The sequence below is a fragment of the Streptococcus sp. 343_SSPC genome, assembly GCF_001072385.1.
Lineage (GTDB): Bacteria > Bacillota > Bacilli > Lactobacillales > Streptococcaceae > Streptococcus.
The window spans coordinates 1-15,370 of record NZ_JVKU01000021.1 but is presented as its reverse complement, the minus strand read 5'-3'; the positions used below and the strand labels follow the sequence as shown (position 1 = coordinate 15,370).

At 43.5% G+C, this 15,370-nt stretch carries 15 protein-coding genes, 1 pseudogene and 1 other annotated feature; of the genes and pseudogenes, 3 read left to right on the top strand and 13 right to left on the bottom strand.

The features are described 5' to 3' along the window. Positions 1-29: 29 nt before the first annotated feature. The 11 genes and pseudogenes from proC to ADH27_RS06460 form a co-directional block, all read right to left on the bottom strand. A complete protein-coding gene (gene proC, locus ADH27_RS06505) occupies positions 30-845 on the bottom strand; it encodes a pyrroline-5-carboxylate reductase (RefSeq protein WP_048716754.1) in 816 nt (271 codons plus the stop codon). A gap of 3 nt (positions 846-848) precedes the next feature. Continuing rightward, positions 849-980: pseudogene (locus ADH27_RS10175) on the bottom strand (gamma-glutamyl-phosphate reductase); the annotation flags it as partial. A 119-nt stretch (positions 981-1,099) separates the two neighbouring features. Continuing rightward, positions 1,100-1,990 (bottom strand): RluA family pseudouridine synthase, encoded by an 891-nt coding sequence (locus tag ADH27_RS06500; protein WP_048716752.1) that lies wholly within the window; start codon positions 1,988-1,990, stop codon positions 1,100-1,102. Next, positions 1,980-2,441: a signal peptidase II gene (gene lspA, locus ADH27_RS06495; RefSeq protein WP_048716749.1), complete on the bottom strand. Its 462-nt coding sequence runs from the start codon at positions 2,439-2,441 to the stop codon at positions 1,980-1,982. The genes ADH27_RS06500 and lspA overlap by 11 nt, the downstream gene beginning before the upstream one ends. 3 nt (positions 2,442-2,444) lie before the next feature. Continuing rightward, on the bottom strand, positions 2,445-3,347 hold the full coding sequence (locus ADH27_RS06490) for a LysR family transcriptional regulator (RefSeq protein WP_048690250.1): 903 nt from the start codon (positions 3,345-3,347) through the stop codon (positions 2,445-2,447). A gap of 447 nt (positions 3,348-3,794) precedes the next feature. Beyond that, positions 3,795-4,088 carry a 50S ribosomal protein L27 gene (gene rpmA, locus ADH27_RS06485; protein WP_003002805.1) on the bottom strand — a complete coding sequence of 98 codons (294 nt, stop codon included), beginning with the start codon at positions 4,086-4,088 and terminating at the stop codon, positions 3,795-3,797. A 17-nt stretch (positions 4,089-4,105) separates the two neighbouring features. After that, the gene (locus tag ADH27_RS06480; RefSeq protein ID WP_006596492.1) at positions 4,106-4,450 is read right to left on the bottom strand and encodes a ribosomal-processing cysteine protease Prp; all 345 of its coding nucleotides are present in this window, start codon (positions 4,448-4,450) and stop codon (positions 4,106-4,108) included. 15 nt (positions 4,451-4,465) lie between these two features. Continuing rightward, positions 4,466-4,780, bottom strand: a complete 315-nt coding sequence (gene rplU / locus ADH27_RS06475; protein WP_003007734.1) for a 50S ribosomal protein L21 — start codon at positions 4,778-4,780, stop codon at positions 4,466-4,468. Between the two features lie 33 nt (positions 4,781-4,813). Continuing rightward, positions 4,814-4,900, bottom strand: a sequence feature (ribosomal protein L21 leader region). 187 nt (positions 4,901-5,087) lie between these two features. Further along, positions 5,088-6,998, bottom strand: a complete 1,911-nt coding sequence (locus ADH27_RS06470) for a fructose-bisphosphatase class III (RefSeq protein ID WP_048716746.1) — start codon at positions 6,996-6,998, stop codon at positions 5,088-5,090. Positions 6,999-7,051: 53 nt separating this feature from the next. After that, positions 7,052-7,864, bottom strand: coding sequence for a pyruvate, water dikinase regulatory protein (locus tag ADH27_RS06465; protein ID WP_048716744.1), 813 nt, complete (start codon positions 7,862-7,864; stop codon positions 7,052-7,054). Between the two features lie 2 nt (positions 7,865-7,866). Further along, positions 7,867-8,505: a helix-turn-helix transcriptional regulator gene (locus ADH27_RS06460; protein WP_048716742.1), complete on the bottom strand. Its 639-nt coding sequence runs from the start codon at positions 8,503-8,505 to the stop codon at positions 7,867-7,869. A 239-nt stretch (positions 8,506-8,744) separates the two neighbouring features. On the opposite strand from ADH27_RS06460, the gene ppdK reads away from it, so the two are divergent. Continuing rightward, entirely contained in the window at positions 8,745-11,366 is a 2,622-nt protein-coding gene (gene ppdK, locus ADH27_RS06455; RefSeq protein ID WP_048716740.1) for a pyruvate, phosphate dikinase, read from the top strand. 129 nt (positions 11,367-11,495) lie between these two features. Here ppdK and thiI read toward each other — a convergent pair whose 3' ends face one another. Together thiI and ADH27_RS06445 are read right to left on the bottom strand one after the other, a co-directional pair. Next, complete coding sequence (gene thiI / locus ADH27_RS06450) at positions 11,496-12,716, bottom strand: tRNA uracil 4-sulfurtransferase ThiI (RefSeq protein ID WP_048716737.1); 1,221 nt, start codon at positions 12,714-12,716, stop codon at positions 11,496-11,498. Positions 12,717-12,737: 21 nt separating this feature from the next. Beyond that, a complete protein-coding gene (locus ADH27_RS06445; RefSeq protein ID WP_048716734.1) occupies positions 12,738-13,880 on the bottom strand; it encodes a cysteine desulfurase family protein in 1,143 nt (380 codons plus the stop codon). 238 nt (positions 13,881-14,118) lie between these two features. On the opposite strand from ADH27_RS06445, the gene ADH27_RS06440 reads away from it, so the two are divergent. Beyond that, positions 14,119-14,682 carry a hypothetical protein gene (locus tag ADH27_RS06440; protein WP_048716731.1) on the top strand — a complete coding sequence of 188 codons (564 nt, stop codon included), beginning with the start codon at positions 14,119-14,121 and terminating at the stop codon, positions 14,680-14,682. 102 nt (positions 14,683-14,784) lie between these two features. Continuing rightward, the gene (locus ADH27_RS06435) at positions 14,785-15,183 is read left to right on the top strand and encodes a DUF6556 family protein (RefSeq protein ID WP_048716729.1); all 399 of its coding nucleotides are present in this window, start codon (positions 14,785-14,787) and stop codon (positions 15,181-15,183) included. Positions 15,184-15,370: the final 187 nt, after the last annotated feature.

The following is a 15,370-nucleotide window of genomic DNA, read 5'->3' as shown; positions in this document are numbered from 1 at the left end:
AAAAGATTGGCCAGAACCAATCTTTTTTTCTATTTCTTCGCTGCCTCTTGTCCCATTTCCTGGGTGCGTTTGTAAGCTGCTTCCACTCCTGCAATAATGTTACCCCGTAAGCCGACTTGTTCTAAGCGATTGACTCCTGCGATGGTAGAGCCACCTGGGCTACAAACTTCATCTCGCAAGCGGGCTGGGTGCTCGCCTGTCTCTAGGACCATTTGACTAGCTCCTTGGAAGGTCTGGGCCGCCATCTGTAAGGCTTGCTCTCGAGTAAGGCCTAAGCTTACTCCTGCATCTGCCATCGCCTCGATCATCTGATAGACAAAGGCTGGACCACAGCCTGCGACAGCCGTTGCAGGATCCATTAATGTTTCCTCGATTTCGTAGAGGGCCCCTGCTCTTGCTAAGAGCTGGTTGACCTGGGCTACTTGCTGGTCTGTCACTGCTTGAGAGCGAGCCAGACTGATAACCCCTTGACCAATGGCTACGGGCGTATTGGGCATGATGCGAATGAGCCCCACGCGATCATTTTTAACCACACCCTCCATTTTGTCCAGCTCTAAGCCTGCAGCCATGGAAACCAGTAAGAGATTGGAACGTTGAGACAGGACAGTTTGGTACTCTTCTAGGAGAGGACAGATCTGGTAGGGTTTGACCCCTAAGAAAATGACCTCCGCCTCTTCAAAGGCCTGTTGAACATGAGACGCTGTTCCCCCATACTGGCCGATAAACTCTTGCACTTTTTGAGGGGAGCGGTTGACCAAGAGCAGATCTTTCGCAGCCACTTCTTTTGCGACCGCTTTGGCCAGACTAGCTCCCATATTCCCAAGACCGATAAATGCTACTTTCATGACTTACCTCACTTGACCATTTCCAGTGACCAGATACTTATAACTGGTCAGCTCACGCAAGCCCATGGGACCACGCGCATGCAACTTCTGGGTCGAGATCCCCATCTCACAGCCTAGGCCAAACTCTCCGCCTTCGATTGTAACATTATACCATGAAAGCCTTAAAAATTACTAAGAGCAGACCAGGAGCGCCGTTTCCCCACAAAAAAACGAGTTTAACCACAGTAGGTAAACTCGTTTTGATGATTGAATGCTTATCCTTGACGGAGCTGCTCCAAGGTTTCTTGGAAGATCTCCGGTACCTCCACTGAGAACTCCATGACTTCTCCCGTCCGAGGATGGGTAAAGCCCAGTGTCTTGGCATGGAGGAACTGGCCATGGCCTTTCAAAGTCTTGCGAGGGCCATAGACTTCATCACCAGCGACCGGATGGCCAATGTAGGCCATGTGAACCCGAATCTGGTGGGTCCGGCCTGTCTCCAATTGCAACTCGACCAAGCTATAATCTCCGAAACGCTCCAAGACACGGAAACGGGTCAGAGCTGGTTTTCCTTTGGCTGTCACAGCCTGCTTCTTGCGGTCCTTGTCACTCCGTCCAATCGGCGCCTCAATGACACCCCGATCGTTGGGAAGATTGCCGTGGACAATAGCCCAATACTTGCGCAGGGACTTCTTAGCCTTGAGCTCATCTGCCAAGGCTACATGGGCCACATCATTCTTGGCCACCATGAGAAGGCCAGAGGTGTCCTTGTCAATCCGATGGACGATCCCCGGACGAAGCTCACCATTGATCCCTGACAAGTCCTTGATGTGATACATAAGGGCATTGACCAGGGTCCCACTGGTATGACCGGCACTCGGATGGACCACCATGCCCTGGGGCTTGTTGACCACTGCGACATCCGCATCTTGATAGACAATCTCTAAGGGAATATCTTCTGCCTCGTAGGTCACTTCTTCCACTTGAGGGACTTCATAGCTGATAACATCCCCTTCTTTTACGGTATATTTGGCCTTTTTGACTTGACCATTGACGAGGATCTTTCCTTCCTTGATCTGCTCATTGGCCAAGCCACGTGAGAGTTCAGTCAACTCTGAGACGGCCTTATCCAGTCGCGCTCCAGCGACTTCTACTCTAACTTCCATGGCTCTCCTCTCTCAATAGATAAATCAGTAGCAGTCCCACCCCGATGGTTAAATAGATATCCGCTACATTGAAGATGGCAAAATTCATAAAATCCAAGTGGAACATATCGACGACAAAGCCCTGACGGAGCCGGTCAATAAAGTTGCCAATTCCCCCTGAAATAATCAAGGTCAACCCCAACAAAAGCCAAATGGAGCCTTTGATATGACGATAGAGATAGACAAAGGCTGCCCCCATCGCAATCAAAGTAATGATGGTAAAGAACCACTGTTGGTTTTCTAGCATGGAGAAGGCCGCTCCAGAGTTCTTGAGGTAGGTCAAACTGACCACTTTGGGAATGAAGCGACGCATACCCCCCAGTGGGATTTCCTTGACGACATATCCCTTCACCGCTTGATCCAGAAGGATCAAGAGGAGGATACTAATAAAAATACTTACTTTTCTCTTCATTGCCTACCTCTTCTCATCAAAGTAAGCTTCCATGACTTGGACAAACTTCTCAGCCACTGGTGAGAGATCTACCTCTTCCCGTTTGACATAGACCATTTTATTATTCAGATCATCGATCAAGGGGATAACCGTAATCCCATTCACCGACTGGCTATCCAAGAAGCCAGAACCAGTCGCATAGGCATCGGTCCGCTCTAAGATCCCATTCAGGGTTGCGCGGTCCGTCACATTGAAGAGCTGGGAACTGCTACTCGTATCGACAAAGTTCTCCGAATAGTAGAGATACTCATCCTTTTCCTGGGTAAAGCGAACAGTCGGTAGGTGTGCCAAGTCCTCCATCACTAAGGATTCTTTCTTGGCTAATGGATGGCCCTTACGCAAATAGATATGGGTCTGGAAAGGAATCAGGTCAACGACTTCCAAGCCCAATTTATCCACCCGTTGCATGATCCCTTTAGTATTTTGCTTATTGAGGTAGATAATCCCCAATTCACTATGACCCTGAGCCACTTCATCCAGGATTTGAACTGTCGTAGACTCAAAAATCCGGAAGTCTTTATTCTCAGGATAAAGGACTGAGAATTGGGTAATCAAAGGGGGAAGGAAATCATAGTGCTGACTCGAGATTGAGAATTCCTTCTTTTCTTCCTCAGGATTGGCATATTGGTTTTGAAAAACATCAAAGCCCTTGACCAATTCTTGGGCCTTTTCATAAAATTCCATCCCGCGGCGGGTCAAGAAAGTCCCTGAACTAGTCCGACGGAAAATCTTAAAGCCCAGTTCCTTCTCCAAGTCTCTCACAGAGATGGACAGACTCGGCTGACTGACGTACATTTTTTCAGCTGCTTCACGAAAAGTACCACTATTGGCAATCGCGACAACATAGCGTAATTGTTGAATATTCATGTCTTCTTCCTTCTAACAATATCACTCCATTATACCATAATCTAGAGGATGAAAAAAGATAGGGACATCAATCGAGAGAGAGAGACTAGGAGTGGAATTTTTACTCATAAATATTATAAGAAAAGTGTTAAGTATTAAATAATTTCTATTTGATGGAGTATTTCAAGCAAATTTTGAAACTTTCCGCTGTGAGAAAAGTGCTTGAAACAATCATGTTTCAAGCACTCGGGAGTTTTGAAACCTTAGGTTCAAAACTAAGTCATGGAACTTCGTAGAAGTTCGCTGACGTCCGTACTCACCTAAGGAAAGTTTTAAAAATTTTTTTATGATCTGAATTTATGAAAAATAAAAAGACTTATTAGAAATCAGATAAGCAACTAATAATTTACACATAGCAAAAAAACTCTCTGATGAATCAGAGAGTTTTTAAATCCGTTTCTTCGCTTTTTATTTTGCGATTGGGTAAACAGAAACTTGTTTCTTATCGCGACCTTTGCGTTCGAAGCGTACTACGCCTTCAACTTTAGCGAACAAAGTATCGTCTCCACCACGTCCAACGTTCACACCTGGGTAGATGTGAGTACCGCGTTGACGGTAAAGGATAGATCCACCTGTTACAGTTTGTCCATCAGCTGCTTTAGCTCCAAGACGTTTAGCTTGTGAATCACGTCCGTTTGATGTAGAACCTCCACCTTTTTTGTGGGCGAAAAGTTGCAAGTTAGCAAGATTCAATTTCAACATAATTGTTTTCCTCCATGTTAGTTTTCTGTGATAACTCTTGTTTGGACGAACTCGGATGAGTTCTCCGATAAGTTTGCCATCCCTAAGAAAAATGATTCAAAGAATAGTTGGGTCATTTCTCTTTGATGAGGTGGAATGTCTGTCGGGATTGTGACCCGCATGAAGCCACCCTCTTCTTCGTTTAATTCTAGTTCCGGTTCATAGCCTGCAAATTTCTCAACTGAGTTGACAAAGTTAATGGCAAGCGTAGAAACCGATGCACACACGACATCTAAGCCGTATTCGCCACTTTCGGCGTGACCAGTAATTTCTGCACTCCTCAGCTCGCCATCTTCGGCTCGTTCAAAGACTGCTTGTATCATGTGTTCTCCTAAAAATTAAGCGTTGATTGCGTTGATGACAACTTTAGTGTAAGGTTGACGGTGACCTTGTTTACGGTGGCTACCTTTTTTAGGTTTGTACTTGTAAGTAACAACTTTCTTTTGTTTTCCTTGTTTTTCAACAGTTCCAACAACAGTAGCTCCTGAAACAAGTGGAGTTCCGACAACAGTGTTTTCACCACCAACAAGAACAACTTCGTTAAATGTAACTTCTTGACCAGCTTCAACGTTCAATTTTTCAACGTAGACTGCTTGACCAACTTCAACTTTAACTTGTTTTCCGCCAGTTTTAATGATTGCGTATGTGCTCATTATGCACCTCCTATGTATTTTTGGGTTTCCCCGTATTTTGTGAAGACTCGCCTAGCATCGTGGGACGAACCACTTAAGCTCAAAGGATGAGCAACGATGATCGAGCGGTTGCACAGGCATGTGCATAGTCAACTCTCTAAGTATATCACTTCTATCAGACAAAGACAAGCATTTTTGTTCCTTGAAAACGGATTTTCTTTTAAAAATTTCTTTTAAGTGTTTACAAGAATTAAACGGCTTCTATAAATCTCAGCTATCTTTATAAAGGAGCTATTTATGATTTAGTTGTTTCCTTTGATGAATGATCTCACCCATCATAAAATTCATGGAGCAATTGGATCAGTTCTTGCTGTTGTTCTAGTAAGTTCTGACCGATGGTGGTGGATTGGATGAGGGTACGGTCCTCCAGGTCTTCAATTACCCTCTTCAAGGAAGTTTGCTCAAATGGCGAATCTACTACCTTTTGAATGTCTTGGAAGGGCTGGTGGGTTACCAGTTGAAAACCATAGGAATTATTAAGGAGTGAATAGCCTGCTGTACCTGTCTTCTTTTGATATGCTTCGCAAAGACCCCCATCAATGACAAAGAGTAGGCCTTCACCTCGAATAGGCGATTCCCCTTTTCCTGTCTTCACTGGTGTATGTCCATTCACAATGCGAGATACCTTGGCTTCAAGACCAAATTCTTCTAAAATTAATTGGCAAATCTTTTTTGAATTGCGATAGCTAAAATACTCATTTTCTATTTCCTTATGCGTTTCTGTCTCCTCAATAAAATACCGTTCGAAGGTCGTCATCTTATTCTTCCCAAAGAGAGGAGATAAGTGCCCTCGCCAGCAATACCATACTATATCGGTTGAAAGGTCGTCCCCAACTTCTTTGTTTTTTGCTGCAAGTCGAATATGGTATTCGAAAAAGTCTAGTAATTCTTTCCCAGCATACTGGGCTTGATGAAGAACTAGAGGTTGAAATTCCCCAGAGGGTTTCAAGGGAATACAGCCATGAAAAAGCAAGTGGTGGTTGTAAACCTTATACATGGAACCTTTTTTCATTAACAGCTCCATATGTTTGGCCATTTTGGGAGATCCTTGGAAGGAAGCCAGCATGCTGTCTACTATTTGTTTTTCCTCTAAGGATAATTCAGAAGGATTTTCCCGATCTATGGTTTGGAAGCAGGTGTTTTTCAAGGAATAGCTGTTCCCGTCAATGCTGATTGTATTCTTCCAATAATCAATGTTATCCAGCAAGATTTGATTGTCCATCTGAAATTCCGGCCGTCTCTTCATCAATTGAGTTTCTATCTTAAATTGGAGAATGGCCAGCGCTTGATGGACTTTTTCCAGCTGCAATATTTCTTCAGCTGTAAATTCCTCTGCTCTTGTCCCAAGGATGGGCCTAAACTTAGGATTGGCTTTGTAGGTTTTATCCGCAAACAGGGTTAAGGATCGAATGTTTAAGCCGTAGGCTTTTTCGATATCCCATAAATAACCGTACCGTGCTGCAATGCGCAATACATTCAATAAACAGGCCTTGGATCCAAAGAAAGCTCCCATCCAAATGATATCGTGATTGCCCCATTGAATATCTAAGGAATGAAACTGAAGGAGCTCATCCATTACCTGGGCACTTCCAGCCCCTCTATCAAAAATATCTCCTACCACATGCAGGTGATCTATCAATAAGCGACGAATACTGCTGGCAATTCCCAAGATAAAGGGATCCGCTTCTCTTAGTTCAATAACATAACTTAAGATAGTCTGGTAATAAGAATGTTTATCGGCTAGCGTAAGATCACTATAGATCAATTCTTCAATGATATATGCATATTCCTGGGGCAAGGCCTTTCTCAGTTTGGAACGGCTATATTTAGCTGCTACAAAACTCAATAGAGTCAAGAGTTGAGAAATCGTTGATTTATACCACTCTTTCTCCTTATTCACTTCTTCCAAAACCCTCTCTGGATAAGATACCAGAGCTGACAGTGTGTTCTTTTCCTCTTGTGACAAGGAAGCTGCAAAGCAATCATTAATTTTCTCATTTAAAATTCCAGCGCAACTTCTCAAAATATAATCAAAAGCCGCAAATTCTCCATGAATATCACTTATGTAGAGCTCTGTCCCTTTGGGTAGGTTTAAAATGGCCTCAAGATTAGTGAGTTCAGTAATGACTTTTTGACGAGAATCAAATTTCTCTAGTAAAATACGCTTATATTGCTCCATATCATTTCTCCAAGGAATCTGCAGTTACAACCCAATCTAGGCTGATTCAAGAATCAGTTCATCTTTTTTACTTGCTCCTCAATTAGGAAAGCTGTCTCTTCAATCGATTTATCCGTCATATTGATGACTTGAGCGCCATATTGTTTAAAGACCTTCTTGGAATAATCCAATTCTTGATAGATTTTTTCTAAATCCGTATAACTTGTTTCTTGTGTTAATCCTAAAGAATCCAAGCGATGACTTCGAACTTTCATTAATTTTTCGGGCTCACAGATCAGACCAATCAAACGACGAGAGTCAACCTTATCTAAGACCTGAGGTAAGGGAACTTCTGGGATCAAAGGTAGATTTGCAACCTTGTAGCCCTTATTGGCCAGGTAAATACTCAGGGGAGTTTTTGAGGTACGGGAAACACCAAGCAGGACCAAATCGGCTTCTAAAAACCCCTGGGGTGCCTTACCGTCATCATATTTCACAGCGAATTCGATTGCTGAAATCTTTTTAAAATAATCACTGTCCAGGCGGTGCAAGGTTCCTGGAACTTCGATTGGTCTGGTTCCGGTCTTTTCTTGGATGATTTCAAAGAATGGATGCATGAGATCTAAATAAGCCAGACCATTTTTTTGGCTAAATTCTCTAGCTACTGATGCTAACTGACTATTGACCAAGGTGCTGATGACAAGTGCATTATCCTTCAAGGCATCATATAAGATATCCAAGAGTTCCTCTTCTTGATTGATAAAAGGGAAACGGTAACTATTATTAAAAATGATATCTGGATACTGTGCGGTAACTGCTGACAATAATTTTTGGGAAGTCCCTCCCAAAGAATCTGAAATACTATATACAATGATCTCTTTTTTCATATTTATTCCTCTTCACTCTTCAGTTCAGCATTTCTTGCTTGTAAGATAATGTAATCGAGCAAGACTGATTTGGTCACCGTTCCCACAATTTTTCGGTTATTATCCTCATCGACTACCGGTAAGGAATCGATGGCATGATCCTGCAAGAGGGCAGCCGCTTCTAGGATGTTCATGTCTTTTGTACAGGTAATGATATGTGGCATTCGAGTCATACAAACTGCTACAGGGGTGGTCTGGATACTCGAATTAAGAGATGCCCTCAATAAATCTTTACGGGACATAATACCCAGTAAGAGCTTGTCTTCATCGATAACATAAAGGACATCGGCATCATACATAAATAGGGTGATAATGGCATCCTGAATATAGGAATCATGGGTGACTAATACAGGAGAGGTCATGATCTCTGCCACTTCTTTTTGAAAAGTATCAAAAAAGAAAAGTGTTTCGAGATCTAATCCAGAATAAGTATAGCCAATTTTGGGAGTCGCTTTCAATATACCAACCAAGGTCAAAAAGGACAAATCTGGTCGCAGGGTCGCTCTTGAAATATCCAATAAATCAGAAATCTTCTCCCCACTTAAGGGCTGATGCATTTTTACAATTTCAACTATTTTCTTTTGTCGTTCACTTAATTTCAAAATTTCCTAGCCTTTCTATTTCTAGCTCCATGATGATGATATCAGGCATCTCTAAAGCAATATTTGTCATATTTTCATCATTTAGTTTTAAATAATCATCATTTTTAATAAACATTATAGCAGAATAATCCAATTAGTCAACATAAAAAGATGTATGTTTTGTTTGACAAATATATGTGATGTATAATACAATGATTTTGTCTTAAATATGACACATATTTAGTTTTTTGGAGGCTTATATGACAAAATGGATTTACTCCTTCGAAGAAGGAAGTGCGAAGGCCAATGATCTACTGGGTGGGAAAGGCGCTAATTTAGCTGAGATGAGCCATCTGGGACTACCGGTTCCTCCTGGATTTACCATCACCACAAAAAGTTGTATCCACTATCTCGATAATCCCGACTTCTTTGAGTCCTCTTTGAAAGAGGAAGTTTTGAAAGCGGTTGCTAAACTTGAAGAAAAAACGGGTAAGTCTTTTAGCGGAGAAGATCCTCACTTACTCTTAGTGTCTGTCAGAAGCGGGGCTAAATTTTCTATGCCTGGGATGATGGATACCATTCTCAATCTTGGTCTCAATGATCAGCGGACTCAATTACTGGCCAAAGAAACCAATCTAGATTTTGCCTACAACTGCTATCGCCGTCTACTCCAGATGTTTGCTGATGTAGTCTATGGCATCGATAAGGGACTTTTTGATGATCAACTAGCAGCTTTTGAACAAAAACAGAATAAAAAGGTCCATGATTTTGACCTAGCCCAGCAACAGGAATTGATCCAGCACTATAAAGATCTCTACTCCAAACACAAGCAAGAATTTCCTGAGAACCCTCATGAACAACTCTTCGCTGCCATCCAAGCTGTCTTCAAATCCTGGAACAACAATCGGGCTAGAATTTATCGGGAGCTTCATCAGATCCCTCATGATTTAGGAACAGCTGTCAATGTCCAGGCCATGGTCTTTGGAAATAGTGACCAAGCCAGTGGTACAGGGGTTTGCTTCACTAGAAACCCTGCAACTGGTGAGACAGAACTGTTTGGTGAATTTTTGCTCAATGCTCAAGGGGAAGATGTGGTCGCTGGGATCCGCACTCCTGAGCCGATTGCAGCCTTAAAAGAAATCCAACCTGAAACCTATCAGGCTTTCAGAGACTACGCCAAGATCCTTGAAAATCACTATAAGGATATGCAAGATATTGAATTTACCATTGAGAAAGGCAAGATCTACATCCTCCAAACCCGAAATGGTAAACGAACAGCCAAAGCTTCTTTAAAGATTGCTCTAGATATGGTGGATCAAGGTCTAATTAGTAAGGAAGAAGCTCTCCTGAGAGTCGCTCCTACTTCCATCAGTCAACTGATTCATCCAGTCTTTGAAGAAACTGCTTTAGAGAAATCACCCTTCTTAGCTCAAGGCCTACCAGCCAGTCCAGGTGCAGCTACTGGCCAAATCGTCTTTACCGCCGACCGAGCTAAAGAAATCGATCAAGAAGGTAATAAAGTCATCCTGGTTCGGCAAGAAACTTCCCCAGAAGATATTGAAGGCATGATTGTCAGCCAAGCTATTGTTACCAGCCAAGGGGGAATGACCTCCCACGCTGCTGTTGTAGCTCGTGGCATGGGAACTTGCTGTGTCGCAGGTTGCGGGGAATTGACTATCAGTGAAGAAAATAAAACCCTTTCCTGTGGCAATCTGGTACTAAGGGAGGGAGATCTCATCTCCGTCGATGGTTATTCTGGTCGCATTTATCGTGGCGAACTTCCTACTGTCCTAGTTGAGAACAACCAAGACCTCCAGCGCTTGCTTGTTTGGGCAGATGAAGTCGCCATCCTCCAAGTTCGAGCCAATGCAGAAACCGTCAAAGACTTGACGACCGCCATGAACTTTGGGGCCAAAGGGGTCGGGTTGGCCCGGACGGAACACATGTTCTTTGGACAAGAACGGATTCTTGAAATGCGTCGCCTCATCTTAGCGGATACCGAAAAAGAAACAAAAGAAGCCCTCAATAAGCTCCTAGAATTCCAAGAAAAAGATTTCTACCAAATGTTCCAAACCGTCCAAGATAAACCGATGATTGTCCGCCTGCTCGATCCACCTATGCATGAGTTTCTACCTAAGGATTCCCAAGAAATTGCATTATTAGCAAGCAAACTAAAAAAATCTCCTGATAAACTTGCCGACCGTATTGAAAGTCTGCAGGAAAGCAATCCGATGTTGGGACACCGGGGTTGCCGTCTCGGCATAACCAAGCCGGATATCTACAAGATGCAGACAGAAGCTATTTTTAGAAGTGCTATCAAATTGCATCAAGAAGGTCAAAAGATTAAGCCGGAAATCATGGTTCCTTTAATTGCTGATCAAAAAGAATTAGCATGTATCAAAGAGTATCTTGTTCAGCATATTGAACAGCTTTTCAAACAGTATGGTCAGGAGCCATTCCCTTATGAAATTGGTACCATGATTGAACTGCCCCGCGCCTGCCTAACTGCTGATAAGCTGGCTCAAGAAGCAGATTTCTTCAGCTTTGGCACCAATGACTTGACCCAGATGACCTATGGCTTCTCTCGGGATGATATTGGCAAGTTCATCGGCCACTACAAGGACAAGGATATTCTTTCTTTTGACCCCTTCCAAAAAATCGATAGGGAGGGAGTCGGTGAATTAATGAGAATTGCTATCAGCAAGGCCCGTCAAGTAAAACCGAACCTCACTATCGGTATCTGTGGCGAAGTTGGCGGAGATCCTTCTTCAATCTCCTTCTTCCAAGACATACAAGTCACCTACGTTTCCTGCTCTCCTTACCGGGTTCCTGCTGCTAGACTAGCCGTCGCTCAAGCAGCACTCAAAGAAGGACAGAATTAAGTCCCCCTTACATTAGAAAAGCACCCTTGAAGCTAGAAGCATCGCATCTACATTCAAGGGTGCTATTTTTCTTTATCAAACTCACGCCAGTGGTCAGGGCTCTTAGTGAGATCTGATCACCTTCATCTCTTACAACAAATCCTCAATCAGCTCATCGACTTCATCCGCTTCCGCTTGAGGCGTGATTTCTGTCACGATGATACCTGCGACAGCCCGCTCCACCAAAGCTTCCACGTCCATACGTTCCTCATACTTCTCCGCATTTTTGAGTTTTGGATTGGTCTTTGGACGATCCGGAGCAAAGATGGTACAGCAATCTTCGAAAGGCTGGATGGAGATTTCAAAGGTGTCGATGGCTTGGGCGATATCGATAATCTCCAACTTGTCCATAGTCACCACTGGACGAATGACGGGCGTATTGGTCACGGCATTGATAGCCTGCATGCTCTCTAGCGTTTGGCTAGCTACCTGACCAAGACTTTCCCCATTGATGATGACTAGGCCTCCACGGATTTGACGGATACGGTCTGTAATGCGCATCATAAAGCGACGGGTCAGGGTCATGAGATAAGCTTCCGGCGCCTTGGCTTTAATCTCTTCTTGAATCTCAGTAAAAGGTACTTCGATAAACTGGATATTGCCCCCAAACTTGGTCAATTTACGAGTTAAATCGTGGGCTTTTTTCAGCGCACCCGGGCTGGTATAAGGCGGGCTAGCAAAGTGGACCGCCTCGATGTCCACACCACGCTTCAAGGCTAGGTAACCCGCTACTGGAGAATCAATCCCACCAGATAGCATGAGCATGCCTTTACCAGATGTCCCAACTGGCAGACCACCTGCTCCCTTAATGGTTTCATAAGAGATATAGGCTGCTTCTTCCCGGATCTCTACTTGGAGGTTGATATCCGGTTTTTTCATTTGGGCTTGGATACTTGGGATCGCTTCAAAGACAGCGCCACCCAAGGTTTGGTTGAGCTCACGGCTATCCAACTCAAAAGAATGGTCACTTCGTCTGCTGGAAATCTTGAAGGTCATCCCTTCTTGGTAAATATCCTGCATGATTTCTTGAACGGCTGAAATCAAGGCTGGGACTGATTTTTCAATCTTGTAAACGGGTGAAAAATTTTGAATCCCGAAGACCTGTTTGAGGGATTCAGCTACCTGTTCATAATCCATTCCATTTAGATAGGCATGGGCCCGGTCCCGATCGGCTGTCACTTTGACAGCTGGGTAAATGGACAAGACATCTGAGATATTATTACGCAATTTATTAATAAAGCGCATCCGGTTCTTTCCTTTAGTAGAAAGCTCCCCATAGCGGATCATAATTTCTGAATAAGTTAATGGCATAGTAACTTCCTTTTCTTTTCCTTAACGCACCTTTCGCGTCTTTTCATAGATCAGTTTGAACTTGGTCAAAAATTGCTCGACCTGACTCATGTCATTTTCGAGATCGAGGCTAAGACGGACAGCTGTTTGCGCCAGAGCCTTATCGACTCCCATAGCGATCAGGGTTCCAGCTGGTTTGCCAGCCTTGGAAGAACAGGCAGAGGTTGTCGAGATATAAATCTCATACTCTTCGAAAGCGTGGACGATGACTTCTCCTCGCACTCCCTTAATACCAAAAGTTAAGATATGGGGTGCAAAGCCCTCATCTCCTGAGAAGACAGTCACATCTGGGTAATGAGTTAATTCCTCACGAATGACTTCCTTCAACTGATGGCATTTACGCTCAAAATCCTCTTGACGCTCCATCGCCAAGCGCAAGGCCTTGGCAGTCGCTGCAATTCCAGCTAAGTTCTCAGTCGTCGAACGAAGGTCCTTTTCTTGTCCGCCACCTGTTAAGAGGGGACTGATCTTTTTGCCTTCTTTGAGATAGAGGAAACCAACCCCACGAAGTCCATGGAACTTGTGACTGGAGAAGGTCGCTAGATCCACCCGTTCTGGCAAATAGAGAGCGGTTGAAACCTTAGCCAGCGCCTGAACCCCATCGACATGGAAAGTGATGGTCGGACGATCCGCCAATAGGTCTGCAATAGCTTGAATCGGCTGGATAGAACCCACTTCATTATTGACAGCCATGATCGAAACGAGGGTTGTATCCGGACGCAAGAGTTTTTCCAGCTCTTCTACTTGGACAAAGCCATGCGCATCGACTGGAGCAATATCCACTTCAAATCCTTGACCTTGTAGCCAAAGGGCCGATTCCTTCACAGCTGGATGCTCAATAGCTGAGACAATGATATGCTTGCCATAAGGAGCTTTTTCAAAAGCAACTCCCTTGATCGCCCAGTTGTCTCCTTCAGTCCCACCTGAGGTGAAATAGATTTCTTCTGCTTTCTTGCCTAGGAGGGAAGCAATCTGCTTGCGGGATGCCTCCAAGATCCGGGTCGCTTGACTTCCCAGGTTGTGCAAGCTAGATGGATTGCCCCAAATTTTGCTTGCGACTTCCGTGTAGGTAGCCAAGGCCTCGGGATAAGGTTTGGTTGTTGCTGAATTATCAAAGTAAATCATCTTCCACTCTCTCCTAGTCAATTTTCAATCATCTTATTGTAACATTTATAGGTTGGAGGGACAAGGATTTGGCAGGCTTCATTTTGTTCCTAGTTTCAGACAGAAAACTTGTAAATTTTTCAAAATAGCTTATGATGAAGATGGAGAGTTTTGTAAAACGCTTACAAGACCCCCTGTTGTTTTTTATGACCTACTCAAGTCCAGAACTGGAACTGATTGAAGTTACAAGGAGACAAGCATGAAACGACCGATCTATTTTTCCATTGCCCTAGGTGGAAGTCTTGCTCTTGGAGGACTGCTCACTGTCCTACCACCACTTCCATTTTCCCTCCCTTCTGCCCGACTAGCCTGTCACGGTAAAGGACAGTGTGACCTACAACAGCCCTTGGAGAAGCCACCTTACTTTAGGGAAGATGAAGGCAGCCTCCGCGAAATGAGCCTTATCCAACCAATCCCTGGTGAATCCGATAGCTACATCAAATTCAATTGCTTGGTCGAATACAATGGCTGGTTCCGTCGTATCATCCGTGTCAAAGATGTAAAAGTGATTTCAAAAACCAAGGAATTCAAGGGTAAGATTGACTACTCTATCCCGGATCCAAACAAGATAGAGGTTCAGGCGAACGGTCAGTTTATCTCTCCTAATGACTCCTCTAGTTTTAGTAACCATGAAATCATCAGCCAGCCTAGTCAAACAAACCAACCAATTTCCGTCTCTGAAAAAGAACAGGCAAACTTTGAAACGTCCTCTGAGGCAAGCGAGACTCAAAGCGTCCAGTTTGAAAGCAATTTGAAATTTTAAAAATCTCTTCCATTTCTTCTTAGACATTTTCATAAAAATAACGTATAATGACTAAAGTGTTCACATAAAAGAACAAAAAATGAAATGAAGAGGAAATAGAATATGTCACAATACTCACGAAAAGAAAAACACCAAGACAGCAACAGACCATCAAGAAGCGAAAAAGTGAAACAGAGCCTTTCTTTATTCCAGATGATTGTCGCAACGATTGCTAGTCTTCTCGGTATTATCGTTACTTCCTTTACTATTTACAGTATCATGAAACCAACAGCTAAAACAGAGGAGAAAAAAGATGGCTCCACTAGCGTTGTTGTTGTCCATGAAAAGGATGGATCTGCTACTGATTCAAGTGCTACGGGAACAGATACCAGTGCTAGCAGTAGCCAAGCATCCGAAGCAAGCTCTGAACAAACTGACTCGTCACAGGTAGAAACCAGTGCCAGTGAAGCTCCTGCAGACACAACACCGTCTGCTACGGATACCGAATCATCTGCTAATTAATAAAAAGACCAGTTGGTCTTTTTATTATAGAAAAGAGTACTTTTAAAAAAACTTTCCTTAGGTGAGTACGGACGTCAGCGAACTTCGAAGAAGTTCCATGACTAATTAAGATACAAAGGGCGTCTGCGGATAAAGTCAAAATAGGAAGTTTGACGCAGAATCTTTAGATTCTAGGAGAACTTATCTT